This is a genomic window from Pseudoroseomonas cervicalis ATCC 49957 (assembly GCF_000164635.1).
In the GTDB taxonomy this organism is placed as follows: Bacteria; Pseudomonadota; Alphaproteobacteria; order Acetobacterales; family Acetobacteraceae; genus Pseudoroseomonas; species Pseudoroseomonas cervicalis.
The window spans coordinates 364,652-382,839 of record NZ_GG770779.1; the positions used below are offsets into that span (position 1 = coordinate 364,652).

Consider the following 18,188-nt stretch of genomic DNA (forward strand, 5'->3'; position numbering starts at 1 on the left):
CGCCGGAGAGGAAGGCATCCGCCTCCTCCAGCGAGAGGCGGCCGAGATGCTCGATATGGCAGGAGCGCAGCAGCAGCCCGGCCAGGCGGCGTGGCTCGCCCTCCCCCCCCGTCACGGGGCCGAGGATGCGGATCACGTCCACGGCGGGGCTGCGCGCCTGCAGCAGCTCGGCCAGCACCGCGGGCGCCAGCGCCCGGTCCTCGCGCAGGAACAGGGTCCAGGTGCCGATGCTGGGGGCGCCGCCCAGGTAATTGTCCTCCATCCGCGCCACCAGGCTGCAATCCGGGCCATAGGCCAGGAAATCCTCGCGGCAGCTGGCATCGCGCTTCTGGGGCGGCAGGTACAGCACCGCGAAGCTGCGCTCGGCCGCCGGCAGGCTGCCGCCCTGGAGGGCGATGGCGCGCTGCAGGCGGCCGGTGAACTCGGCATTGGGCTGCCCCGCGAAGGCCTGCAGCGACCAGTGGAACCAGCCCTGCGGGAAGGCGAGGCGCGCCAGCCGCGCATCGATCTTGCCGCCGGCCGCGCGCTGCGCCAGGCCGCGCCCACGGGTGGCGACGCCGAGGCTGCCGGCATGGTCCCCCCGCGCCTGCAGCAGGGTGGCGTGCAGCGCCTCCGCCTCCGCATGGCCGGGCTTGGCCTGCAGCGCCGCCCGCACCAGGGTCAGCGCCTCCTCCTGGCGGCCCTGCTGCGCCCGCAGCCGTGCCAGCAGCGACAGCAGGAGGTGCGAGCCCGGCGCGCTCACCAGCGCGCGGTCCAGCACCAGCTCCGCCATGGCCGGGCGGTTCAGGCCGAGCAGGAGGCGGACCAGCTGCGTCGCCGTCTCAGGCTCGGCCGGTGAACCTGGACACTGAGATTTGGAATGGCGGGACCAACTGGGATCGCCCGGGATGATGCGGGATGAAGCAATAGAAACAGCGCCTTGATGGGCCGTCTGGTGCCGCGGCACCCGGGGCAGTTCATTTTTGGAAAATGGACCTCGCCTGCAGGCCGCGACACCCAATTTCAGAAATCCCATGCACCCCCTCAGACGCCTCCCTTCGGTCTTCTTAGAGGGTCCTTAGCAGTCCTTAGAGGAGGCACTAAGGCACGAGGGGAGAAGCTGTGCCATCCAATCGGCCTCTCGGGACGCTGCTAGGCGCCGCCTGAGGGAGGCGGGGCGGGGCAGAGGCGATCTCCCTTGAGATGGCAGCAGCTCGACGACGAGCCGCCCCAGCTTCCGTCTCGTTGAGACGCCCACAGGCGAAATTGAGGTTGCCGGTGTCGCTGGAATCAACCTGCGGGTGACCCGCAGAGATGATCACCATCCGCCAAGCACACGACTGGATCGGATTCAGCGATACACCAGGCGTCCGAGTGCCAAGCATGTAGGCAACATTCCTCTGTCCCTGATAAATTCCTGCGCGAGCCTGCATATAAGCTGAAAGAAAATTTTTCTGATTGTATTCGCAAAAGCGATTTTCAGCCGGGCTAGGGTCTGCGCAGAGCAAGAGATATGCCTTGTCTTCTTCTTCAATTGCTGAATTTACAGCCTTTGCGTCTGCGGCATGGCCTATCAGTAAAAGAGATATGGCAAGCAGCCAGGATGTTTTGCCTGTCATGTAAGACCTTCCTCAGTGCCAAGCAGCGGTTAGCGGCCGAGGCTTCCGCCGGCCCATAGGACTTGTCCAACAATCCGCATCGCGTCGAAATCGCTTGCCTGAATGCGCTTCGGCTCAAATGAAGGATTGTCGCTTATTACTAAAATATCCCCATCTATCTGAAGTTGTATTCTTTTTACCATCAAGCCATTGCGCACAGAAAGCACATAAATTCCATCGGAATTTGCCTCGACAACTTTAGTGTCGATTATGAGGGTATCTCCGTCATTGATAGTAGGCGACATGCTGTTGCCCACAGCTTCGATGATGGCGAGGCCATCGGGCTTTCTCCGCAGTGTCTGCTTGATCCACGATTCGCTGAAGGCAATGAACTCCGCCACATGCTCGGAGACCACCTCCGCGCCATCGCCAGCAGCAGCGCGCACGTCGTATCGAGGTAGGCGGATTAGATCAGGGAAATCATGCTCATTTTTGGGGTGATGCTTAGAAATCTGGCATGGCTCAGATGTGGCCCCTGTCGGAGTTCCGATCCCAGGTCCCACTCCGGTAAGGAGCCATTCCACAGAAACGCCGCAGGCTTGGGCCAAGCGCACGGCGCCAAGCACCTTCATCCCCCCGCCGCGCATGTAATTGGCAAGGGTCTTGAGCGGAATACCGGCCTTTTCAGCAACTTCGGGAGCTTTCAGGCCGCTGGCTTCAATGGCGGCCTTTAGGCGCTCGATGATGCCCTGCAGGGAACGGTTTTCAGCCGGATCTGTGCCCTCGGAGAGCTGAGCGCCGCCGTGGGCTTTTCCCTTAATTAAATCAACGGCTTGCTCAGTTTTAGGCATTTTCGGCCCTCATTCCAATCTGTTCCGCAGTTTTGCGCTTGCCTGTTGGCTTAGAACTGGGCAGATTGTTCGTGTTCACTAACCCAAAATTGGAAAGGAAAGCCGGTCTTGCACACCGGCTTTTCCCAAACAGGCAGGCATGGCCAAATTCGGCGCACATCCCGACCGCGAAGATATCAAAGCGGCGATCCGAAAGACAGGAATCAGCTGTGAACAGCTGGGTCTGATCCACGGATATTCGCGCGCTGCGGTTGGAATCTGCCTGATCCGGCAGTGGCCTGCGGTCGAGGCCATCATCGCCGCGCATCTGAACGTGCGGCCCCAGGACCTCTGGCCATCTCGGTACGACAATTTCGGCGCTCCGCTTCGCCTCCATGGCGATGAGCGGAACGCTAACGGCCGGGCAAAGGCCCGGCACTCTCAAAAACAGGCTGTCGCATGAACATCCAGGAGGTCCCCCTCGCACAGATCGAGGTGGGCGATCGCTTGCGCGCGATCGATGAAGATTACGCCGCCCTGATCGCGCAGAGCATCAAGGCGCGGGGGCAGATGACCCCGGTTGAGGTCCGGCAGAATGGCGAGGGTGGTTTCATCCTGGTCTCTGGCGGCCATCGCTACCGTGCGGCGCAGCTGCTGCAGGCGGAGACGATCACCGCCAGCGTCGTCGATTGCGACGACTTCGAGGCGGAACTGCGCGAGATCGACGAGAACCTGTTCCGGCGGGACCTGTCGGAGCTGGATCGTGGCGCCTTCTTCCATCGCCGGAAGGAGCTGGAGGAGCAGCTGGCCAAGGTCCAGAAGCACGGTGGTGACCGTGTCTCGGACCAAGCCGCCAAATTTGGCGACTTGCAGAGCTTCACCGCGCTGGCCGCCGAAAAGCTGCGCATCTCGGAGCGGTCGGTGCAGCGGACGCTGCAGCGCTTCACCAAGCTGGCGCCCGATGTCCGCACCAAGATCGCGGGCACCTGGCTGGCCGATCACGGTGCCCAGCTGGATGCCCTGATCAAGGCAAACCCCGCCGAGCAGCGCAAGGTCGTGGCGCTGATGTTCCGCGAGCGCGAGCCCTTTGGCGACGTGGCTTCGGCCCTGCGCGAGGTTCGTGGCGTCAAGGACGAGGAAGGGCTGTCCCCCGACACGGTGGCCGCCAACCGCATCCTGACCGCATGGCGCAAGGCCAGCCCGGCCGCCCAGGAAGTCGCCTTCAAGGCGATCCAGGCGGAGCAGCGCAAGCGCCAGAGGCGAGACGCCGGTGAGGCGTGATCGCACCCCCATCACTCCATTCGTTCTGGGAGCCGCGTACATGAAAGACGTCTCTCCGATCCCGCCCGCCTCCACCGCGGAGCTGCGGCGGACCGAATCCCGCATCCGGTACCACCTGCGCCGTGCCGCTCCGGCGGGCCTGACCCGCGACGGCCTCGGCGCCCTGCTGGAGGCGGAGAGCATCAGCGCCCGGAACATCGGCGGCATGCTGGGCCGCATGGTTGAGGCCGGCACGCTGCGCATGGCCAGCAGCGAAGCCGGGCTGCTGTTCTGGATGCCGCTCGGCACGCCCGAGATGCGGCCGGACGAGCCTGCCAACTGGAACGCCCAGCGGGACGCCACACCGCGCCATCGTGGCCCGATCCGGCGGCAATGGCCGGCGGAGATCATCGCCCCGGCGCCGACGACGCCGGTGGTGCATGAGCGCGGCGTGGCCATGCCGCCGCCGCCGAAGGGCGAGTGGCCGGAGCGCCGGGAGGCGCCGGCGGTGCGCGGCCTCGGACGCTTCGCCCTGGACTTCACGGTGGGCTGCGGCGCGGGCATCTGCGCCGTCGCCATCCTCTGGGCGTTCGGCCTGGTGACGGTCGGGGGCGGGCTGTGAGGCAAGCCCCCTCCAGGCTGCGAGCCTGACGCCATGGCCAGGCGCCCCATCAACACCGCCCAGATGGACCTGCTGGACTGGACCCCGCCGGAGCCGGTGACGCGCTTCGACGAGGACCAGGTGCGGGCGGCTTCCATCGCCGGGAAGGTGTGCCGGGGCGTCTCCGTGAGCCTCAAGGAAGCGGCTGAGCAGGGCCTCAGCCGCGAGGACATTGCGCGCGCCATGAGCGATTTCCTGGGCGCCGAGGTGAGCAAGAACATGCTCGACGCCTACGCCAGCCAGGCGCGCGAGGATCACATCATCAATGTCGTACGGTTCATCGCTCTGATCCACGCGACCAAGGACCGCCGACTGCTGGAGATGATCGCCGAGATGTTTGGATGGGCGGTAATCGACCGAAAGTATCTGCGCCTGATCAAGCTGGGCGCGCTGCAGGACCGGCGTGACGACATGACCCGCGAGATCGAGGCGGAGCGTCGCCAGGCCAAGGCGGAGGGACTGCTCTGATGCTCGCCCGCGAATGGTTCTCCGCGGCTGAGATCGCCGCCATGGCGCTGCCGGGTTTACCCACGTCGAAGGGCAAAGTCCTCGAACATGCGGAACGGCATGGCTGGAAGAAGGCGAAGCGCGAAGGCGTTGACTGGCGCAACCGCGACGGCCGTGGCGGCGGGACGGAATATCATTTCTCGATGCTTCCCCTATCCGCGCAGCTGCAGCTGGTGGTCAGCCAGCAGAGGCAGGACGCGGTGGACGAAGCGGCGCCTCGCATCGAAGCGCTGAACCGCGATTCCATCTGGGCCTGGTTCGAGAAGCTGCCGGAGGCCCGCAAGGCGAAAGCCTACGAGCAGGCCCGCATCCTGGGCTGCGTGCGCGACCTGGTGCAGGCCGGCAACCGGAAGGTGCCGATCATGCAGCTGCTCGCCGCGCAGTTCGATGTGCAGCTTTCGACCCTCTACAACTGGGAGCGCCGGGTGGAGGGTACGCCGCGGTGCGACTGGCCGGCCTATCTGGCCGGGCGGCATGTCGGCAGCACCAGCAACCGCAGCGCCTGCAGTGAAGAAGCCTGGGAGTTCTTCAAGACCGACTACCTGCGCGTGGAGCAGCCGAACATCAGCGACTGCTACCGCCGCCTCACCGAGGTGGCAGCGGCGCGCGGATGGACGGTGCCCAGCGAGAGGACGATGACGCGCCGGATCATGGCGCTGTCGCCCGCGCTGCGCGTCCTGGCTCGTGAGGGGCAAGAAGCGCTCAAGCGCCTGTATCCGGCGCAGCGCCGCGACCGCAGCGCCTTCACCGCGCTGGAGGCGGTGAACGCCGATGGCCACAAATGGGATGTCTTCGTGCGCTGGCCGGACGGCCACATCGGGCGGCCGGTGATGGTCGCCTTCCAGGACCTGTATTCCGGCAAGATTCTCAGCCGCCGGGTTGACCGGACCGAAAACAAGGAATGCGTGCGGCTGGCCTTCGGTGACCTGGTGGAGACCTACGGCATTCCCGACCATTGCTGGCTCGACAACGGCCGGAACTTCGCATCGAAGTGGCTAACCGGCGGCACGCCGACCCGGTTCCGGTTCAAGGTCCGGGATGACGAGCCTGACGGTATCATGACGCAGATGGGCGTGCAGGTGCACTGGACCATGCCCTACTCCGGCCAGTCCAAGCCCATCGAGCGGGCGTTTCGGGATTTCGCGGGCGGCCTTGCCAAGCATCCGGCCTTCGCTGGCGCCTACACCGGCAACAACCCCATGGCGAAGCCGGAAAACTACCGCAGCGCCGCGGTTCCCTTCGACACCTTCATGCAGGTGCTGGATGCCGGGATCGCGGAACACAATGCCAGGCCGGGCCGCACCGGTGGCAATTGCCGCGGCGAGAGCTTCGACGCTGTGTTCGCGAAGGGCTACGCGGCGGCCATGCCGCGCAAGGCGCCCGCCGAGCTGCGCCGGCTGTGGCTGCTGGCGGCGGAAGCCATCACGGTGAACCGCACGGACGGCACCATCTCGCTCGAAGGCAATCGCTTCTGGGCCGAGTTCCTCACCGCCCATCGCGGCGAGAAGGTGGTGGTGCGGTTCGACCCGGCTTTCCTGCAGGACGATGCGCACGTCTACCGCCTGGACGGCGTGTATCTGGGCGCTGCGCCCTGCGTGCACGACGCTGGCTTCGCGAATGTGGACGATGCCCGCGCCCATGCCCGCAAGCGCAAGTCCTGGATGCAGGCCCAGAAGGCGATGCTGGAGGCAGAGCTATCGCTGTCGATCCAGCAGATCGCCGCCATGCTGCCGGAAGTCCCCGCGCCCGCACCGATGCCGGAGCCCAAGGTGGTCCGCATGGTCGCCGGCAACACGGCCATCGCCGCTCCGGCGAAGGCAAGGATCGTGGAGGAGGAGCGCTCCGCCGACATGCTCGCCTATCAGCGAGCGATGGAGATGCAGGAGGCCCGGCTGCGGAGCCCCCTGCACCTTGTTCCCGACGAAGATTCCGCTGGCTGACGGCCCGCAAAGCATCAGCAGCAGACAACAAGGATTCGATATCATGAGCGAACACATCAGCGAAAGGGCTTCCACGCCCGAGGGGCAGGCCGAAATCCGGGCGGAGGCGAACTCCCTCCTGGTCTCCGAGAACATGTCGCTGCAGGACGCGGCTCGCGCCAGCAGCATCCCCGCTGGCACGCTGGGGCCTTGGCTGAAGGGCCAGTATGCCGGCCGCAATGACCGTGTGGCGACCAATGTCGAGCGGTGGATGAAGTCGCGCCATACGCAAGAAGCGGCGCGCATGGTGCTGCCGAAGGACCCCGGCTTCGTGATGACGCCGAGCGCGGAGGAATATTTCTCGGCGCTGACGCACGCCAAGATCATGCCGGACATGACGCTGATCGCGGGCTCGCCGGGTGTCGGCAAGACCTACGCCCTGGAGGAGTACCGGAAGCGGACGCCGAACGTGTTCATGCTGACGGCCTCGCCGGCGATGACGACGCCGCGCCTGGTCCTCGACGAGTTGCGCGACACCCTTGGCATCGACGAACGCTATTCGGCCCAGAAGGTGGAGAAGGCGGTGATGAAGGCCCTCCACGGCACGGGTGGCCTGATCCTGATCGACGAAGCCAATCACCTGACCAGCCAGGCCCTCGACCAGATCCGTAGCATCCACGACCAGACGAAGGTGGGCGTGGCCTTCGCTGGAAACGAGAAGGTTTATTCGCGCCTCGAAGGCGGAAGCCGCTCGGTGGACTACGCGCAAATCTACTCCCGGCTGGGCATGCGCATCCGCAAGGTGCGGCCGACGCCCGGCGATATCGATGCCGTGCTGAATGCCTGGAAGGTCGAGGATCAGCAGTCCCGCCGCGTGCTGCACGTCATCGGCAAGCGGCCCGGCGCGCTGCGGAATGTCGTGAAGACCCTGAAGCTCGCGCACATCCGCGCATCCGGTGACGGCCTGACCGAGATCAGCGCGCCGATGCTGGACTGGGCCTGGTCGCGCCTGTCCGAGTCCAGCGTCCGCGACGCTGCGTAATGCCTGGCGGGCAGGGCGCCCTGCCCGCCTCATTTCTCCCTGCTGCCGGGCCTTAGCGCCCGTTCAGCACCCTCTGAGAGGTCGGACATGAACGAGATGACGAGCGGCGACATGATGGCCGATAGCATGGGCCGTCTGGTGCCGCGCAACCTGGTGAAGCCGGAGGACCTGCTGCAGGACGAGCTTGTCCGGAAGCTGCATGTCCAGGCGGTGGAGCTGAACGCGCAAATCTCCGAGGTGAAGGCTGCCGCCTTCGCGGAGATCGAGAGCTACCTGAACCTGCTGCGGCAGCAGTACGGCGTGACGCAGGGAGGGGTGCAGGGCAATGTGACCCTTGCCAGCTACGATGGCAGCCTGCGCATCGTGATCCAGGTGGGCAAGATGATCACCTTCGGGCCGGAGCTGCAGGTGGCCAAAGAGAAGATCGACCAGTGCCTGCTGCGCTGGGCCGAAGGCGCGAACGACAACATCCGCGCGCTGGTGATGGACGCCTTCCAGGTGGAGAAGGGCCGGCTGAATGCCGACCGCATCCTGTCGCTGCTCAAGCTGGCCATCGACGATCCCGACTGGAAGACCGCGATGGAAGCGATCCAGGCGTCCATCAGCCGCCAGGTGACGAAGCCGTATATGCGCTTCTACCGCCGCGTTTCCGGGCATGGCGCCAAAGCGACCTATGAGCCCGTCCTGCTCGACATCGCCAAGGTCTAGGAGGCCGCCATGAGCTGGACGCCTTTGCTGCCTCCCGCGAGGAAGGCTCCGCCGTCACCGCCGGTGCGGACCGCCGCTGTCGTCATCTCGGCCGCGGCCAAGGGGGCGACGGGTCGGGATCGCCTCATCATCCGTGTCCGGCCCCATGCGATCGAGGGCGGGCTGGACTGGTGGACTGCCGGCCGCGGTGTCGATGTTCATGTCGGCCACGGCGAGCATTCCGGCTGGCTCCGGATCGAGCCCGGCAACACCTACACCCTGCGCAAGGTAGGGCCACAAGCTGCGGGTAGGATGGCCATGCTGTCCGTCCCGCTCCCCGAGACTGTGGAGCCCGGCAAGCGTACGACGGTCGTTGCCGCCTTCGAGCATCATCCCGACTGGATCGAGGTGGAGCTTCCCTGGAGCTGGCGCCTGGCCAGTGAGGAAAGCGCCGCAGTTCCGGCCGTGTCGCCGCAGGCGCGCCCTGCGTCGCCTGCCAGCTATGTCGGCATCTCCAGCCGCATCCCTGACCCGGCGGCGCAGCGTCGGGCCGAAGGCCGTGCCCTGCCCAACTTCGGTGCTGGAGGCTGACATGGACGCGACGGGACTGCGCTCTCCCGGCCACGTCGCCGTAAAGACGAACGGCGCGGCACCGAACCAGCATCGCGGCGCCATGATGAGCAAGGTGCATGTGGCGGTTGCCCAGCTGGGCCTGGCCGAAGACGGCTGGCGCGACATCCTGGAGCGCCTGACGGGCAAGCGCAGCCTGCGCGCCTGCAGCCCGGCCGAGCTGGACCGACTGCTGGCGGAGTTCCGCAGGCTCGGCTGGCGGGCCACCCGCCGGCCTCTCTCCCAGCAGGCCATCGTGCGGATGATCTACGGGGTTTGGGGCGAGCTGAGCCCGCATCTGGCCGAGCCGGGAGACGCCGCGCTGCGCGCCTTCGTGCGCCGCCAGACCAAAAGCGAGGCCCATCCCGAGGGCATCGACGCGCCCGAATTCCTGACCGTGCCGGATGCCACGAAGGTGCTGGAAGGGTTGAAGGCGTGGCGCGCTCGTATCCAGCGGAAGGAGCAGCCCCATGCCGGCGCCTAGTCTCATGCTGGGCGAGGCCGTCGCCCTGGCGATCCTGCAGGCGTTCCTGGGCGACGGTGCCAAGCTGCTGCCCGCCGACACGCGCGTGGGGCAGATACAGCGCCACGCCGCGGCCGCGGCCCTCCGCCAGGCGGGTTTTCCGGCCTGCGCCGCTCAGCAGCCGCAGGGCAGCTGGGCGGTGCTGTCCAGCGCGAGGGCACTGGCGCTGCTGGAGGCGCGCCCTCCCGTGGCGCCGGATCAGCTGGAGGTGCGGTGATGCGCAAGCAGCTCCGCGGCGCCTCCCTGCTGCGCTATCGCCTCAGCAGCAAACCCCGGCATGGGCGCCGGCTGCCGCCCATGCCGGCCGAGCCTTTTCTCCCGTTCATTGAGGGGGCCTCAGAGCTGAACACAAGCCTCACCAAGCTGGGCTTTACCCTCCTGCGCTGCGTCCATCCCTACCAGCGTCGCTCGGGAGAGGTGACGGTGCAGCTCCATTGGTCACGTCGGGCGGAATGCGACCTCACCGACACGCATTCCTGCACGGGCATTGTGCCGCCCTTGGTCGTGCTGTCGCTGGTGGAGGGCTGACCATGGGCGTGATCAGCAGTGGCGTGCGGCCCCCGGCGGAGCTGGCGCACATCGTGCAGCGCATCGGCGAAAGCGGCACCCTGCAGCTGATCGAGGCGCTGGGTGGCCGGCGCATCTACATCCCCATGCACTTGTCCGATACCACCCCCATCGTTGTGGTGCTGGGTCGCGACATGGCACAGCAACTGGTGGAGCTGCATCCCTATCACCTGCAGGTGCCGCTGGCGCGGCACTGGCGCATGCGGCTGTATCGCGCCCGTGGCGAAACGCTGGCCTCTATTGCCAGCAAGCTCGGCATGACGGAGAACGGCGTCTGGCGGGCACTCCGCAATGAGGCCGCCGACCAGCAGCAGAGCCTTCCCTTCTTCTGAACCCTGCGCGCGCAAGGGCATATCGCAACATGGTGAGCAGCTAGCCTCCCGGGGATCACTCCGGGGGGCTTTTTCGTGTTCGAGGCGGCGTTTGAGGTCCTGATCGGCCACGAGGGCGGGCTGTCCATGGTGGCCAGCGATCCCGGCAACTGGACGGGCGGCAAGGTCGGTTCCGGCCAGCTGCGCGGGACGCGGTATGGCATCAGCGCCGCAGCCTTCCCCACGCTCGACATCGCCTCCCTGACGCTCGACCAGGCGCGCGCGATCTACCGCGCCATGTACTGGCAGCCCCTCGGCGCCGATGACTTTCCCCCGGCCACCGCGCTCGTGCTGTTCGATTCCGCCGTGAACAACGGCGTGTCGCGTGCCGTCCGCTTCCTGCAGCTCGCGGTGGGCAGCACCGCCGACGGCTTGCTGGGCACCGCCACGCGGGCGGCGACGCGCCGCAAGCTGGGGAACGGGGCGCCGGAGCAGGACGTGGCCCTGGCCAGCGAAATCCATGCGCGCCGGATCGACTTCATGGCCCGGCTCAGCACCTGGCCCACCTTCGGCCTCGGATGGGCGCGGCGCCTGGCGTCCCTGCCGTTCCAGGCTGCCGCCCTCTCCACCCGATAGGAAGCGCAATGCCGCTCTATGACATCATCCAGCTGCTGATCCTGGCCGCCACGCTGATCCCGGCCGCCATCTCGCAGCTGCGGCGCAACAGCGTCGCGAACCACAACGACTACCTGGGCCGCATCGTCGGCTATCTCGGCCGCTCGGCCGCGGAGATCCATGAGCAGCTGCTGAAGCTCCCGCCCGGCGCCGATGCCATGGCGGTGCGGCGCGCGCTCATCGCCGCCGCCGTGAAGCAGACCCTGCAGGAGTTCGACACCAGCGCGGCCGCGACGAAGGCGACGCCGGAGAAGCTGGCCGGCATCCTGGACCGCCAGGTGTCCGACCGCATCACCGGTGGCAAGGGGATCGGGCCGGTGGTGGGCCAGGTGATCGGCACGCTGGACGACGACCTGGCCGCCGGCCCCGCAGCGCCGGCCCTGACGCCGCGGGCCGGCTGACATGGACTTTGCCGACCACGCCCAGCGCGCCGATGAGCAGGCGCGGGCGGCCGCCCTGGCCCGCCGCGCCGTCCCCGCCAAGGAAGGGGCCACGCATTGCGAGCGCTGCGGGGAGGAAATCCCCGCCGCGCGGCGCGCCGCCATCGGCGCCCGCCTCTGCGTCGAGTGCCAGACCGCGCTGGAAAGGCTGCGCCGATGATCCCGCCCCTGCCGACCACCTGGCCGGAGGTGGCGGCCTTCTGCGGCGTCATCACTGCTGTCGGCGGCATGATCTACGCCCTACTGCGCTGGAAGCTGCAGGGCGATTTCGTGACCAAGGCCGACAAGGCCGACATCGCCGCGCTCGGCGCGCGGCTCGACGCCGTGGAGAACCGCCTGGCCGCCGTGCCCAGCCACGACGATTTCCGGCACCTCGCCGGCCGGGTCGGCCAGGTGGAGCGGCAGGTGGACGTGGTGGCGGCCGATGTGCGCGGCATCACCTCCGCCATGGCCCGTGTGGAGCGTCACCTGGACATGCTGGTCCAGCATCACCTGCCCAAGGGAAAGGACCTGGCATGAGCTTCGAGCAGGTGCTTGCCGAGGATCGCCGCATCGCCATCCTGCTGTCGCTGAACGAAAGCCCGGATCGTCGGGTGAACGAGATGGTGCTGCGCTCCATGCTGGGCGACCTGGGCCATACCGTCAGCCGCGAGATGATCCGCGCCGACCTCGCTTTCCTGCGGGAACACCAGCTGGTGCGGATCGAGACCCGGGACCTGCCCACCGGGCCGCTGCAGATCGCCGAGCTGCTGAGCAGCGGCGAGGATGTGGCTCGGGGCCGCCGGCATCCTGGCATCGCCCGCGCTCCGGCACGCTGACCATGTCCCGCCGCCCCAGCACTGTGGCCCGGCTGCCGCCGGCGGTGCGCGAGGAAATCTCGCGCCTCCGCGAGAGCGGCCGGACCATCGACGAAATCATGGGCCATCTGCGCCTGATGGACGTGCGCACCGTCAGCCGCAGCGCCATGGGGCGGTATGTCCAGCGGCTGGACGCGGCCGGCGAACGGCTGCGCCGCACGCGGATGATCACCGAGGGGCTGAAAAGCAAGCTGGCCGAGACGCCGGAGAGCCAGCTCACCAGCGTGAATGTGGAGCTGCTGCAGTCCTGGATTTACGACTTTCTCTCATCCGCCGACGTCGATGGGGAGGAAGGTGACGCCGCCAAACTGCTGCTGCGCGACCCGAAAAACCTGACCAAATTCAGCGAGGCCGTGGAGCGCCTGACCAAGGCGTCCCGGCACAATCTGGAGTTTGTGGCCCGGGCAGAGCAGCGCGCCGCGGACCGGGCCCGCAAGGCCGCCCTGGACCAGGCCGCCGCGGAGGCCGAGCGCGGCGCCCGCCAGGCCGGCCTCTCGGCCGAGGCGGCCAGCGCGCTACGCCGCAGTGTCCTGGGCCTGCGCGCGAAGGCGCCCACGGCATGACCGAGGTGCTGCCCGAGGCGCTGCGCGCCATCGCCGATGCCCTGCCGCCGCTGGTCCTGCCCGAAGGCCACGACCCGCTGGCCGAGGGCATCCTGATGGCGCACCAGCGCGCCTGGCTGGAGGACAGCGCCGACCTGAAGCTGGCGGAGAAGGGGCGCCGCACCGGCATCACCTATGCCGAGGCCCTGGATGGCACGATCATCGCCGCCAGCAGCCGCGAGGCCGGCGGGGACAATGTGTTCTATGTCGGCGACACGAAGGACAAGGGCCTGGAGTTCCTGCGCTACGTCGCCCACTTCGCGCGCGTGGTGCAGGGCGAGCTGGCCCACATCGAGGAATGGCTGTTCGAGGACAAGCCGGAGGACGGCAAGCCCAGCAAGTTCATCGCCGCCTATCGGGTCCGCTTCGCCTCCGGCTTCCAGGTGGCAGCGCTCAGCTCGCGGCCCGCCAACATCCGCGGCCTGCAGGGCGTCGTGGTCATCGACGAAGCGGCCTTCCATGCCGATGTCGCCGCCGTGCTGGATGCGGTCAACGCGCTGATCATCTGGGGCGGCCGCATTCGCATCATCTCCTCCCACAATGGGGAGGACAGCCCGTTCAACCAGCTGATCAAGGACACGCGGGCCGGGCTGTACGACTACAGCATCCACCGCATCCCGTTCTCCCTCGCGGTCAAGAATGGCCTCTATGAGCGCGTGTGCCTGATGCGCGGCTGGACGCCGACGCGGGAAGGCAAGGCGCAGTGGATGAGCAAGATCCTGCGCGCCTACGGCCCCCGCCACGAGGCGCGGGATGAGGAGCTGGAGGCGATCCCCCGGAAGTCCTCCGGCGCCTATCTGCCGCGCAGCCTGGTGCAGCGCGCGCAGTCCGCCGGCATCCCCATCCTCCGCTGGAGCAAGGGCGAAAGCTGGTATCTCGACGATGGCCGCATGGCGGAGGCGCGCCGGTGGTTCCGGGAGGAGGTGCGCCCGCATCTCGACCGCCTCGACCGGCGCCGCCGCACCGCGCTGGGCCAGGACTTCGCCCGCGATGGTGACCTGAGCGTCATCGTGGTGGCGCAGGAGACCGACCAGCCGGGAAGCTGGCGGACATCCTTCCAGCTGGAGCTGCGGCGCATCCCCTTCGATGTGCAGCAATGGGTGCTCATGGAAATCCTGGATGCGCTGCCGCGCTTCCTCCGCGCCGCCCTGGATGCCCGCGGCAATGGCCAGTCCCACGCCGAGGCAGCCCAGCAGAAATGGGGCACCGAGCTGATCCTATGCGTGAAGGCGACCGTGGCCTGGTACGCCGCAGCCTTCCCCGAATACCGCGCCGCCCTGGAAGACCTGTCGTGGATTCTGCCGGCGGGAGAGGATGTGCTGGCCGACCATCGGCTGGCGATCCTGAAGAACGGTTTGCCGGGCGTCTCGGACCTGCACGTCAAGGGCTCGGACGGCGAGGACCGCCATGGCGACAGCATGATTGCGTCGCTGCTGGCGCACTACGCCACGGCCGGCGAGGTGCACCAATACGGCTACCAGGCGGCGCGGCCGAAGATCCCTGACCCCTGGCGCGGCAGCCGCCGGGATGACGAACGGCGCGCCATTGGCCGCGATTTCCGAGGAGCAATTTAGGGATGTTCTGGCCGGTGGTCCCCAAAGAGCATGCTTTCTCGCCGAACTGCTACATAATCAATGGTATCTTCCATCCCCTCTTGCAGGCGCAGCAAGGCGTCTGTGAGAGATTTACTATGCCTCATGACGGCCGACAGGTGACCTCGAATCGCTTCGACCGTCTTGTTGTCCAATCCGTCCTCGATAGTGCTCATTGCTATGTTCAGCGCCATGCAGGATGCGTAGAGGTCAGCCACGTCTACCCCCAGATTCTTGATGTTGTGGACATCAGGGAGGCGATCCCTAACAACATCCAAGCCGCGGATAGAGGGCGGTGGGCTGCGGTGAGGCACCACGTATCGGTTAAAGCGCCTGCTGTACATCTTGGCCAAGCTGCTCTCAGCTTCCTGAGCAGTCCCGCCAATCATGCTCAATGCAGGAATGAGCGCAGCCGCCAGAACATGAGCACGCTCCTGCCGCTCCCTCTCCCGTTCTTCTTCCCGCTTCCTTTCCAGCGTCAGCGTCGTCCGCTCAGCGCGCCAGCCCAGGCCCAGCGCCACGACGGCAGCAAAGAATGTTCCAAGCGCGCTCGCCCATGCCGCAAGGTCGGATCGAGTGAGCGGCTGGTCGGTAGCCACGAGCGGCACCAGGGCTTGAAGACCCTCAGTGCTGGTCAAGGTCGCGCCCAAGAAGGCAACGCCGAGGATCAGGATGACCAGTCGTGGAATGAGCCGTTGCAGAGGCTGCTCATACGCAAACCTGCGCAGCCCACCGAAAATCTGACCAATGCTTCCTCTAACGGAGGCCCTTTCACTAGCCATGGGTCGCGGCGTCTCCAGACTCGTTTGAAGCTCGGAAGAATGCCCCGCCACCTCCTTCTCTCCAAGGCATCCTGATGGCCTCGATCTTGGATCAGTTCGGGCGGACCATCTCCGCATCCGACATCCGCCGCCTGCGCGAGCCGGCCGCGGCGCCGACCCTCGCCGGGGTGCGTCCGGTCATCTCCGGCTATCCGGCCGAGGGCATGACGCCGACGCGCCTGGCGGACATCCACCGCGCCGCGGCCGAGGGCGACAGCCTGCGCTATCTGGAACTGGCCGAGGACATCGAGGAACGCGACCTGCATTATGCCGGCGTGCTCGGCACCCGGAAGCGGGCCGTGGCCCAGCTGCCCATCGCCGTGGTGGCCGTCAGCGACGACCAGCGGCACCAGCAGCACAAGGATCTGGTGCAGCGCTGGGTGGATACTGGCGTGCTGGAGATGGCCCTGTTCGACATCCTGGACGCGGTGGGCAAGGGCTTCAGCGTCACGGAAATCGAATGGGCCACGGATGGCGGATGGATCAGGCCGGGGCGGCTGATCTACCGCCTGCCGCGCTGGTTCGAGGCGAGCCGGGAGGACGGGGACACCATCCTGCTGCGCGAGAGCGCGACGCTGCAGCCGCTGGCGCCGCACAAGTTCCTGGTGCACCGGCACCCGTCGAAATCCGGCCTGGTGATGCGCTCCGGCCTGGCCCGGCTGGCAAGCTGGGCCTGGATGCTGAAGGCGTACACGGCGCGCGACTGGGCCATGTTCGTGCAGAGCTATGGCCAGCCGGTGCGGATCGGCCGCTATGGCCCGGAGGCCAGCCAGGAAGACCGGGATGTCCTGTGGTCGGCGGTCGCCAACATCGCCGGCGACTGCGCGGCCATCATCCCCCGCAGCATGGACATCGAGTTCGTCCAGACCGGCGACCTGAAGGCGAATGGCGAGCTGTACCAGCAGCGCTGCGAGTATCTGGAACGGCTGATCAGCAAGGCGGTGCTGGGCCAGACCGCCACCACCGACGCCATCAGCGGCGGGCACGCGGTGGGGCGCGAACACCGGCTGGTGCAGGAGGACATCGAGCGCTCCGACGCGCGGCTGGTGTCGGTGTCGGTGAGCCGGCAGCTGGTGCAGAGCCTGGTGGCCTTCAACTTCGGGCCGCAGGACGCCTATCCGCAAATCCGCATCGGCCGGCCGGACGAGGTGCCGCTGTCCGTCGTGGTGGACGCCGTGCACAAGCTGGTGCCGCTCGGCCTCCGCGTGGAGGCGAGCGAGCTGCGCGACCGGCTGGGCCTGTCCGAGCCGGGCAAGCTGGCCGACGGGACGCCGAATCCGGATGTGGAGGTGCTGGGCAGTGGCCCGGGTGAGCCCCACCGTCCTCCGCTCGCCCTGCCGCCGCCGCAGCAGCCCCCGGCCGAGCTGCCGCGTCTGGCGCGCCACCTGGTGTCCCGGCACGTCACGCAGCCGGACCCGGACCTGGTGGGCCAGCTCACCGACCGCCTGGCGCTGGATGCGCAGGGCGCGCTGGCTGGCCTGACCGACCAGATCCGCGAGGTGCTGCAATCGGCGGAGAGCTATGCCGAGCTGCAGGCGCGGCTGGCGGCGCTACAGCTGGAGCCGCGGGAGATGGCGCTGGCGATGACGCGGGCCTTCGCCGTCGCCCACCTGACCGGCCAGGCCGCGGTGCTGGATGAGCTGGGCCTGGCGCCGGGCGGCGCGGGGCGCGCGCCATGACGCCGGACCTTTCCCCGCTGACGGCGGAGCAGATCACCGCCGACCTGGCCGAGATCGCCGCCTCCTTCCGTGCCTGGGAGACGAGCGGGCGGCTGCTGGTCCCGGCCTGCCTGGAAGCCCAGCTGGGCCGGCATGTGGCCCTGACCCCGCGCGCCTGGCGTGAGGCCCTGACGCAGCGCCGCCAGCTGCTGGAATGGGAGCGCCAGCGCCGCGCCGCCGCCGGCGAAGGCTGACATGGCCGTCACCACCACCACCGCCGCGGGGCTGCCCTTCCGCGAAGCCATCTCCTTCTTCGCGGGCAAAGTGGGGGTGACGACCGAGAGCTGGTCGGATGTCTGGCGTGACGCGCACACCCGCGCCTTCATGGTGGCCGGCGCCGCCAGCGACGCGCTGGTGGGCGACTTCCAGGCGGAGATCGCCAAGGCGGTGGCCGGAGAACTGCCCTTCGCGGAGTTCCGGAAGCGCTTCGACGCCATCGTGGAGCGGCACGGCTGGACCCACAATGGAACGCCCGGCTGGCGGGCCCGCGTGATCTACGAGACCAACCTGTCCACCGCCTACGCCGCCGGCCGCTATGCGCAGGAAACCGACCCGGACGTGCTGGCGGTGTTCCCGTACTGGCAATACGTCCACAGCGGCGCCGCGCACCCCCGGAAGCAGCACCTGGCATGGAACGGCCTGACCCTCGCCGCGGATGACCCGTTCTGGACGACCCACTATCCGCCGAATGGCTGGGGCTGCGGCTGCTATGTCCGGCCGCTCTCCGCCCGCAACCTGGCGCGGATGGGCAAGGATGGCCCTGACCGCTCCCCGGACATCGTCATGCGCCCGTGGCGCAATCCCCGGACAGGCGCCGTGTCGCAGGTGCCCGAGGGCGTGGACCCCGGCTGGGACTACAACCCGGGCGCCGCCTGGCGTGGTGGCAGCCCGGAGGTGCCCGTGGATGCCCGCTGGCGGGCGGTGGGGCCCGTGCCTCCGCTGCCGCCGCTCCCGGCCAAGGCGCCCCGCAGCGCGCCCTCAGCGCCCGCT

General features: G+C 67.7%; 25 protein-coding genes. 22 read left to right on the plus strand and 3 right to left on the minus strand.

The genetic code is table 11. The annotated features are described in order from the left end of the window. A partial coding sequence (locus HMPREF0731_RS25470) for a hypothetical protein (RefSeq protein WP_040613127.1) occupies positions 1-772 on the minus strand: 772 nt, incomplete at its 3' end. An 855-nt stretch (positions 773-1,627) separates the two neighbouring features. Beyond that, on the minus strand, positions 1,628-2,428 hold the full coding sequence (locus HMPREF0731_RS23705; protein WP_007004576.1) for an XRE family transcriptional regulator: 801 nt from the start codon (positions 2,426-2,428) through the stop codon (positions 1,628-1,630). A 139-nt stretch (positions 2,429-2,567) separates the two neighbouring features. Here HMPREF0731_RS23705 and HMPREF0731_RS23710 point away from each other — a divergent pair, with 139 nt between their 5' ends. The 19 genes from HMPREF0731_RS23710 to HMPREF0731_RS12920 all read left to right on the plus strand — a co-directional run bounded on the left by HMPREF0731_RS23710 (position 2,568) and on the right by HMPREF0731_RS12920 (position 14,641). Next, a complete protein-coding gene (locus HMPREF0731_RS23710; protein WP_083854511.1) occupies positions 2,568-2,870 on the plus strand; it encodes a helix-turn-helix domain-containing protein in 303 nt (100 codons plus the stop codon). Continuing rightward, the gene (locus HMPREF0731_RS12835; protein ID WP_007004578.1) at positions 2,867-3,688 is read left to right on the plus strand and encodes a ParB N-terminal domain-containing protein; all 822 of its coding nucleotides are present in this window, start codon (positions 2,867-2,869) and stop codon (positions 3,686-3,688) included. The genes HMPREF0731_RS23710 and HMPREF0731_RS12835 overlap by 4 nt, the downstream gene beginning before the upstream one ends. A gap of 40 nt (positions 3,689-3,728) precedes the next feature. After that, a complete protein-coding gene (locus tag HMPREF0731_RS12840) occupies positions 3,729-4,289 on the plus strand; it encodes a hypothetical protein (RefSeq protein ID WP_007004579.1) in 561 nt (186 codons plus the stop codon). Between the two features lie 63 nt (positions 4,290-4,352). Further along, a complete protein-coding gene (locus HMPREF0731_RS12845) occupies positions 4,353-4,796 on the plus strand; it encodes a DNA transposition protein (protein WP_245538325.1) in 444 nt (147 codons plus the stop codon). Then, complete coding sequence (locus HMPREF0731_RS12850) at positions 4,796-6,775, plus strand: transposase domain-containing protein (RefSeq protein ID WP_007004581.1); 1,980 nt, start codon at positions 4,796-4,798, stop codon at positions 6,773-6,775. Before HMPREF0731_RS12845 ends, HMPREF0731_RS12850 begins: the two co-directional genes overlap by 1 nt. A 43-nt stretch (positions 6,776-6,818) precedes the next feature. Continuing rightward, positions 6,819-7,796 carry an AAA family ATPase gene (locus HMPREF0731_RS12855; protein WP_007004582.1) on the plus strand — a complete coding sequence of 326 codons (978 nt, stop codon included), beginning with the start codon at positions 6,819-6,821 and terminating at the stop codon, positions 7,794-7,796. Between the two features lie 87 nt (positions 7,797-7,883). Next, positions 7,884-8,504: a DUF3164 family protein gene (locus tag HMPREF0731_RS12860; protein WP_007004583.1), complete on the plus strand. Its 621-nt coding sequence runs from the start codon at positions 7,884-7,886 to the stop codon at positions 8,502-8,504. Positions 8,505-8,513: 9 nt separating this feature from the next. Then, positions 8,514-9,074, plus strand: coding sequence for a hypothetical protein (locus HMPREF0731_RS24335; RefSeq protein WP_157136098.1), 561 nt, complete (start codon positions 8,514-8,516; stop codon positions 9,072-9,074). 1 nt (position 9,075) lies between these two features. Then, positions 9,076-9,576: a regulatory protein GemA gene (locus HMPREF0731_RS12870; RefSeq protein ID WP_157136099.1), complete on the plus strand. Its 501-nt coding sequence runs from the start codon at positions 9,076-9,078 to the stop codon at positions 9,574-9,576. Between the two features lie 4 nt (positions 9,577-9,580). Beyond that, positions 9,581-9,832 carry a hypothetical protein gene (locus tag HMPREF0731_RS12875; protein ID WP_157136100.1) on the plus strand — a complete coding sequence of 84 codons (252 nt, stop codon included), beginning with the start codon at positions 9,581-9,583 and terminating at the stop codon, positions 9,830-9,832. Beyond that, positions 9,832-10,143 (plus strand): hypothetical protein, encoded by a 312-nt coding sequence (locus HMPREF0731_RS12880; RefSeq protein WP_007004587.1) that lies wholly within the window; start codon positions 9,832-9,834, stop codon positions 10,141-10,143. The genes HMPREF0731_RS12875 and HMPREF0731_RS12880 overlap by 1 nt, the downstream gene beginning before the upstream one ends. 2 nt (positions 10,144-10,145) lie before the next feature. Beyond that, entirely contained in the window at positions 10,146-10,514 is a 369-nt protein-coding gene (locus tag HMPREF0731_RS12885) for a hypothetical protein (protein WP_007004588.1), read from the plus strand. Positions 10,515-10,589: 75 nt separating this feature from the next. After that, complete coding sequence (locus tag HMPREF0731_RS12890) at positions 10,590-11,129, plus strand: glycoside hydrolase family 108 protein (protein WP_007004589.1); 540 nt, start codon at positions 10,590-10,592, stop codon at positions 11,127-11,129. 8 nt (positions 11,130-11,137) lie between these two features. After that, complete coding sequence (locus HMPREF0731_RS12895) at positions 11,138-11,569, plus strand: hypothetical protein (RefSeq protein ID WP_007004590.1); 432 nt, start codon at positions 11,138-11,140, stop codon at positions 11,567-11,569. Between the two features lies 1 nt (position 11,570). After that, positions 11,571-11,768 carry a TraR/DksA C4-type zinc finger protein gene (locus HMPREF0731_RS12900; protein ID WP_007004591.1) on the plus strand — a complete coding sequence of 66 codons (198 nt, stop codon included), beginning with the start codon at positions 11,571-11,573 and terminating at the stop codon, positions 11,766-11,768. Further along, on the plus strand, positions 11,765-12,127 hold the full coding sequence (locus tag HMPREF0731_RS12905; protein ID WP_007004592.1) for a DUF2730 family protein: 363 nt from the start codon (positions 11,765-11,767) through the stop codon (positions 12,125-12,127). Before HMPREF0731_RS12900 ends, HMPREF0731_RS12905 begins: the two co-directional genes overlap by 4 nt. Beyond that, positions 12,124-12,426 (plus strand): VpaChn25_0724 family phage protein, encoded by a 303-nt coding sequence (locus HMPREF0731_RS24340; protein WP_007004593.1) that lies wholly within the window; start codon positions 12,124-12,126, stop codon positions 12,424-12,426. Before HMPREF0731_RS12905 ends, HMPREF0731_RS24340 begins: the two co-directional genes overlap by 4 nt. Before the next feature lie 2 nt (positions 12,427-12,428). Beyond that, positions 12,429-13,028 (plus strand): phage protein Gp27 family protein, encoded by a 600-nt coding sequence (locus HMPREF0731_RS24345; protein WP_007004594.1) that lies wholly within the window; start codon positions 12,429-12,431, stop codon positions 13,026-13,028. Then, a complete protein-coding gene (locus tag HMPREF0731_RS12920) occupies positions 13,025-14,641 on the plus strand; it encodes a hypothetical protein (protein ID WP_007004595.1) in 1,617 nt (538 codons plus the stop codon). Before HMPREF0731_RS24345 ends, HMPREF0731_RS12920 begins: the two co-directional genes overlap by 4 nt. On the opposite strand, the gene HMPREF0731_RS12925 is transcribed toward HMPREF0731_RS12920, so the two are convergent. Next, complete coding sequence (locus HMPREF0731_RS12925; RefSeq protein WP_007004596.1) at positions 14,638-15,441, minus strand: hypothetical protein; 804 nt, start codon at positions 15,439-15,441, stop codon at positions 14,638-14,640. The two genes, HMPREF0731_RS12920 and HMPREF0731_RS12925, sit on opposite strands and share 4 nt — an antisense overlap. A gap of 74 nt (positions 15,442-15,515) precedes the next feature. Between HMPREF0731_RS12925 and HMPREF0731_RS12930 the strand changes: the two genes are divergently transcribed. The 3 genes from HMPREF0731_RS12930 to HMPREF0731_RS12940 all read left to right on the plus strand — a co-directional run. Beyond that, positions 15,516-17,159 (plus strand): DUF935 domain-containing protein, encoded by a 1,644-nt coding sequence (locus HMPREF0731_RS12930; RefSeq protein WP_007004597.1) that lies wholly within the window; start codon positions 15,516-15,518, stop codon positions 17,157-17,159. Further along, on the plus strand, positions 17,156-17,392 hold the full coding sequence (locus HMPREF0731_RS12935) for a hypothetical protein (protein ID WP_007004598.1): 237 nt from the start codon (positions 17,156-17,158) through the stop codon (positions 17,390-17,392). Before HMPREF0731_RS12930 ends, HMPREF0731_RS12935 begins: the two co-directional genes overlap by 4 nt. Before the next feature lies 1 nt (position 17,393). Next, a partial coding sequence (locus HMPREF0731_RS12940) for a phage head morphogenesis protein (RefSeq protein ID WP_007004599.1) occupies positions 17,394-18,188 on the plus strand: 795 nt, incomplete at its 3' end.

Excerpts from the sequence above, each read along its gene's own strand:
- HMPREF0731_RS23705 (WP_007004576.1), bottom strand. The coding sequence starts at position 2,428 with ATGCCTAAAACTGAGCAAGCCGTTGATTTAATTAAGGGAAAAGCCCAC.
- HMPREF0731_RS23710 (WP_083854511.1), top strand. The coding sequence starts at position 2,568 with ATGGCCAAATTCGGCGCACATCCCGACCGCGAAGATATCAAAGCGGCG.
- HMPREF0731_RS12835 (WP_007004578.1), top strand. The coding sequence starts at position 2,867 with ATGAACATCCAGGAGGTCCCCCTCGCACAGATCGAGGTGGGCGATCGC.
- HMPREF0731_RS12840 (WP_007004579.1), top strand. The coding sequence starts at position 3,729 with ATGAAAGACGTCTCTCCGATCCCGCCCGCCTCCACCGCGGAGCTGCGG.
- HMPREF0731_RS12845 (WP_245538325.1), top strand. The coding sequence starts at position 4,353 with ATGGACCTGCTGGACTGGACCCCGCCGGAGCCGGTGACGCGCTTCGAC.
- HMPREF0731_RS12850 (WP_007004581.1), top strand. The coding sequence starts at position 4,796 with ATGCTCGCCCGCGAATGGTTCTCCGCGGCTGAGATCGCCGCCATGGCG.
- HMPREF0731_RS12855 (WP_007004582.1), top strand. The coding sequence starts at position 6,819 with ATGAGCGAACACATCAGCGAAAGGGCTTCCACGCCCGAGGGGCAGGCC.
- HMPREF0731_RS12860 (WP_007004583.1), top strand. The coding sequence starts at position 7,884 with ATGAACGAGATGACGAGCGGCGACATGATGGCCGATAGCATGGGCCGT.
- HMPREF0731_RS24335 (WP_157136098.1), top strand. The coding sequence starts at position 8,514 with ATGAGCTGGACGCCTTTGCTGCCTCCCGCGAGGAAGGCTCCGCCGTCA.
- HMPREF0731_RS12870 (WP_157136099.1), top strand. The coding sequence starts at position 9,076 with ATGGACGCGACGGGACTGCGCTCTCCCGGCCACGTCGCCGTAAAGACG.
- HMPREF0731_RS12875 (WP_157136100.1), top strand. The coding sequence starts at position 9,581 with ATGCTGGGCGAGGCCGTCGCCCTGGCGATCCTGCAGGCGTTCCTGGGC.
- HMPREF0731_RS12880 (WP_007004587.1), top strand. The coding sequence starts at position 9,832 with ATGCGCAAGCAGCTCCGCGGCGCCTCCCTGCTGCGCTATCGCCTCAGC.
- HMPREF0731_RS12885 (WP_007004588.1), top strand. The coding sequence starts at position 10,146 with ATGGGCGTGATCAGCAGTGGCGTGCGGCCCCCGGCGGAGCTGGCGCAC.
- HMPREF0731_RS12895 (WP_007004590.1), top strand. The coding sequence starts at position 11,138 with ATGCCGCTCTATGACATCATCCAGCTGCTGATCCTGGCCGCCACGCTG.
- HMPREF0731_RS12900 (WP_007004591.1), top strand. The coding sequence starts at position 11,571 with ATGGACTTTGCCGACCACGCCCAGCGCGCCGATGAGCAGGCGCGGGCG.
- HMPREF0731_RS12905 (WP_007004592.1), top strand. The coding sequence starts at position 11,765 with ATGATCCCGCCCCTGCCGACCACCTGGCCGGAGGTGGCGGCCTTCTGC.
- HMPREF0731_RS24340 (WP_007004593.1), top strand. The coding sequence starts at position 12,124 with ATGAGCTTCGAGCAGGTGCTTGCCGAGGATCGCCGCATCGCCATCCTG.
- HMPREF0731_RS24345 (WP_007004594.1), top strand. The coding sequence starts at position 12,429 with ATGTCCCGCCGCCCCAGCACTGTGGCCCGGCTGCCGCCGGCGGTGCGC.
- HMPREF0731_RS12920 (WP_007004595.1), top strand. The coding sequence starts at position 13,025 with ATGACCGAGGTGCTGCCCGAGGCGCTGCGCGCCATCGCCGATGCCCTG.
- HMPREF0731_RS12925 (WP_007004596.1), bottom strand. The coding sequence starts at position 15,441 with ATGGCTAGTGAAAGGGCCTCCGTTAGAGGAAGCATTGGTCAGATTTTC.
- HMPREF0731_RS12930 (WP_007004597.1), top strand. The coding sequence starts at position 15,516 with ATGGCCTCGATCTTGGATCAGTTCGGGCGGACCATCTCCGCATCCGAC.
- HMPREF0731_RS12935 (WP_007004598.1), top strand. The coding sequence starts at position 17,156 with ATGACGCCGGACCTTTCCCCGCTGACGGCGGAGCAGATCACCGCCGAC.